Annotated in this window: 2 protein-coding genes; both read right to left on the bottom strand. The window is 72.4% G+C overall.

Annotated features, from left to right (window positions below):
• Positions 1 to 106: 106 nt before the first annotated feature.
• Positions 107 to 2,494, bottom strand: a complete 2,388-nt coding sequence (locus tag VFZ20_RS04940) for an endonuclease MutS2 (protein WP_329682723.1) — start codon at positions 2,492 to 2,494, stop codon at positions 107 to 109.
• Positions 2,495 to 2,639: 145 nt separating this feature from the next.
• On the bottom strand, positions 2,640 to 3,932 hold a 1,293-nt coding region (locus tag VFZ20_RS04935; protein ID WP_329682722.1), incomplete at its 5' end, for a PAS domain-containing sensor histidine kinase.

Here is a 3,932-nt window from a genome sequence, read left to right as displayed (position 1 = left end):
GAAAGTGCGAAAGTGCGAAAGTGCGGCAAGGCGCGGGTGCGGGAGTGCGCCCGTGAACCGGGGTTCACTTTCGCACGTTCGCACTTTCGCACTTTCGCACTTCTCGTCATGCGAACTCCACGACCGTCACGCCCGTGCCGCCCTCGAACAGCTCGCCCGGTCGGGCGACGGAGATGCGGCGGTCGCTTTCCAGCAGCTTGCGCACGTGCGCCCGCAGCGCGCCCGTCCCCTTGCCGTGGATGATGCGGAACGACGGCAGCCCCGCCATGATGGCGCTGTCCATGGCCCGGCCCAGCACCACGTCCACCTCGTCGGGGCGCATGCCGCGCAGGTCCACCTCCGGCCGCGCGTCCGATCCCGCGTTCACGTACCCCGCCGACGGGCGCGGACGCGGCGACTGCGCCTCCTGGTCGCCCGGCGGCAGCGGCGTGAGGTCGTCGCGGGGAAGCGACAGGCGGATGGAGCCCGCCTCCACGAGCGCCTTGCCGTCGCGCAGGTCCACGATGGTGCCCGTGCGCCCCAGCGACTCGATGCGCACCCGCAGCCCCGGCTCCAGCGCCTGGATGGCGCCCCGCTTGGCCTTGCCGCCGCCGCGCGCCGAACGCTCCGACGGCTGCTTTTCCCGCTGGCGCTGCGCCGCCTCTTCCACGCGGCGGCGGGCGGCGCGGGCCGCCTCTTCCAGCTTGTCGGCATCGGCCGCGTCGCGCACCTCGCGGATGGCAGCCTCCACCTCCGCCCGCGACTGCAGCAACAGGTCGCGGGCCTGCTGGCGCGCGCGGCGCTCGGCGTCCTTCTCCTTCTGCTTCAGCTCCTGCTCGCGGGCTTCCAGCTTTTCGCGCAGGGCCTGCGTCTCGGCCAGGCGGCGGGCCAGCAGGTCGTTCTGGTCGGCGAAGCGCTGCTCCTTGGCCTCCAGCTCCAGCAGCAGCTTGGCCACGTCGCGCTCGCCCTGCGGCAGCGTGGCCTCCGCCTCCTCCAGCAGCCGCGGCTCCAGCCCCAGCCGCCGCGCGATGGCCAGGCCGTACGAGCGGCCCGGCACGCCCTTGAGGAGCCGGTAGGTGGGCTGCAGCCGCTCCGCGTCGAACTGCAGCGACGCATTCACGATCCCCGGCTCTTCCGTGGCCAGCAGCTTGAGCTGGCCCAGGTGCGTCGTGGCGACGGTGAATGACGAGCGGCGCGTGAGCTCCACGAGCACGGCGCGGGCGAGCGCGGCGCCCTCCTGCGGGTCCGTGCCGCTGCCGATCTCGTCCGTCAGCACGAGCGACTGCCAGTCGGCGCCGTCCAGCACCTCGCGCAGGTTCTTGAGATGCGCCGAAAAGGTGGAGAGCGACGCCTCGATGCTCTGCTCGTCGCCCACGTCGGCGAACACGTCGCGAAAGACGGGCAGCTTCGTCGCCGGGCCCACGGGGGGGACGATGCCGCTCTGCGCCAGGAGCGAGATGAGCCCCATGGCCTTGAGCAGCACCGTCTTGCCGCCCGTGTTGGGGCCGCTGATGAGCAGCGTGCGCTCGCCCCGGTCCATCCGCAGGTCAAAGGGCACCACGGACTGCGAGCGGGCCAGGAGGATGGGGTGCGCGCCCCCGTTCACCTCGTACTCCTCCGTCCCCGCCTCCAGCATCCGCGGCATGCGCCCGTCCGTGCGCAGGGCGTAGCGGGCCCGCGCGTAGAGCGAGTCGAGGACGACGAGCGCGTCCAGCGACGCGAGGAGGTCCGGCTGGATGGGGCGGAGCTTTGCCGTGGCCTCGCGGAGGATGCGGGTGACCTCGCGCGCCTCCTCGGCCTCCAGCTCGCGCAGGCGGTTCATCATCTCCACCGCCACGGGCGGCTCGACGAAGAGCGTGGCGCCCGTGGCCGACTCGTCGTGCACGATGCCGCCCACCTCGCCGCGCCCCTCGCGGCGCACGGGGATCACGTAGCGCCCGTCGCGCACCGTCACGGACGCGTCGGGCACCTGGTGGTGCGACGGCATGGACGCCATGTACGCGGCCAGCCGCTCCACCAGCCGCCCACGCGTGCTCTTGATCTCCCGCCGCGCGCGGTACAGCACGGGGCTGGCCTCGTCGCGCACCAGGCCGGCGTCGTCCACCGTGCGGGCGATCTCGGCCTCGTCCTTTTCGCGCTCCACCAGCCCGCCGGCGATGAGCGACAGGTACGGCAGCGAGCCGGCGTTCTGCATGACCGCGCGGCGGGTGGTGCGCGCGCTGGTGAGCAGCACGCCCACGTCGCGCAGCTGCGGGCCGTCGAGCACGGAGCCCTCCACGCGCATCTTGCGCAGGGCCTCGCGCGCGTCGGGGACGGCGGGCACCTGCCAGCCGTTGTCGCCGCGCAAAAAGCCGCGCATCTCCTCCACGCGCGCCAGCTCGGGCTCAATCCACGCGAGGTCGGCGCTGGGCGAAAGCGCGCGCACCGCGTCGGCGCCCAGGCCGGACGAGGCGAATCGCGCCACGAGGTCCAGCGCCTCGCGGTATTCCAGGACGTTCAGGGCGTGCGGGTTCATCAAACGGCGGAGGTGCGGCACATACGGTACGTCGGGCGAAACCGGGAAAGATAACACCTTCCCGCGCCGGATGGGGAAAGTACCCCATCGCGGCCGCCGCGGTTCGTTTGCCGCACCGCCTCCGTCCAGAAATCGCCGTCGAACCCTACCGAAGAATAACCGAAGAAAGGAAGGAGGGGAAGCCGCCCGGGGGAGGGCCCTCGGGGGCCACGCTGGGCAGGAAGAGGCGAAAGGTGCTGCCCGTTCCCGGCGCGCTCTCGGCCCGCAGCGTGCCGCCCTGCAGCTCCGCCAGGCGCCGCGCGATGGGCAGGCCCAGCCCCGTGCCCACGCCCGGCTCGCCCAGCTGGACGAAGTCGTCGAAGATGCGCTCCAGGTCCGCGGGGGGAATGCCCGGCCCGTGGTCCGTCACCTCCACGGTGATGCCGCCCTCCGCGGGCGCGCAACGGACTTCGACCGGCGCCCCGTGGCCGAACTTGACGGCGTTGGAAAGCAGGTTGAGCAGGATCTGCCGCACCCGCCGCGCGTCGCCCACCACATGCAGGGGGCGCTGCTCCATCCGCACCGTCAGGTTGCAGCCGTGCTCCAGCGCGAGCGGAGCCAGGCCGCTCACGACGCCGTCCACGAGCTCCGCCGCCTCTACCTCCTCCACCCGCGTCTCCAGGCGGCCGGACTCCAGCTTGGACAGGTCCAGCAGGTCGTTGATGAGGTCCAGCAGGTGACGCGCCGACTTCTGCGAGCGGTCCACGGCGTCGCGCTGCGCGTCGCTGAGCGGGTCGTAGACGCCGGAGAGGAGCAGGTCGTTGTACAGCATGACGGCGCTCACGGGGGTGCGCAGCTCGTGGCTCATCATGGCGTAGAAGCGGTCGCGGGCCAGGATGGCCTGCTCGCGCTCCTGCTCGGCCCGCACGCGCTCCGTCACGTCGATTCCCACGCCGATGAGCGCGGGCTTGCCGTGCAGCACCGTCCGCAGCCCGTGCACCTCGAAGTGGATGAGCTCGCCGTCCGTGCGCCGCCCCCGCAGCCGGTAGTGCACGGCGCCGATCTCGCCCTCGATGCGGCGGCGCACGTTCTCGCGCACCAGCGCGTGGTCCTGCTCGTCCACCACCTCCAGGTAGTGGTGCCGCTGGTCCAGGTAGTCCGGCGCCAGGCCAAAGATCTGGCGAAAGCGCGGGTTCACGTAGGTGTAGTGGTCGTCCTGGATCACGTACAGCCCCACCAGCGACTGCTCCACGAGGATGCGGAACAGCTCCTCGGCTGTCCGGAGGGCCGTCGTCACGCGCTCGTGCTGCGCCTGCGTGTGCCGCCACTCGATCTCCGTCACGGCCAGCGCCGCCAGGTCGCGCAGGGCCTGCACGGTGCCCTCGTCCCACGCGTGGGGGCGGGTGTCGGCCACGCACAGGGCACCCACGGCATGCCCCGCGGGCGAGACGAGGGGGAC

It is taken from the genome of Longimicrobium sp. (genome assembly GCF_036280135.1).
In the GTDB taxonomy this organism is placed as follows: domain Bacteria; phylum Gemmatimonadota; class Gemmatimonadetes; order Longimicrobiales; family Longimicrobiaceae; genus Longimicrobium.
Note: the sequence above shows the minus strand (reverse complement) of the source record. Positions and strands in the feature narration are given on the sequence as shown.

Coding starts and splice junctions, on each gene's coding strand:
- VFZ20_RS04940 (WP_329682723.1), bottom strand. CDS start 2,494: ATGAACCCGCACGCCCTGAACGTCCTGGAATACCGCGAGGCGCTGGAC.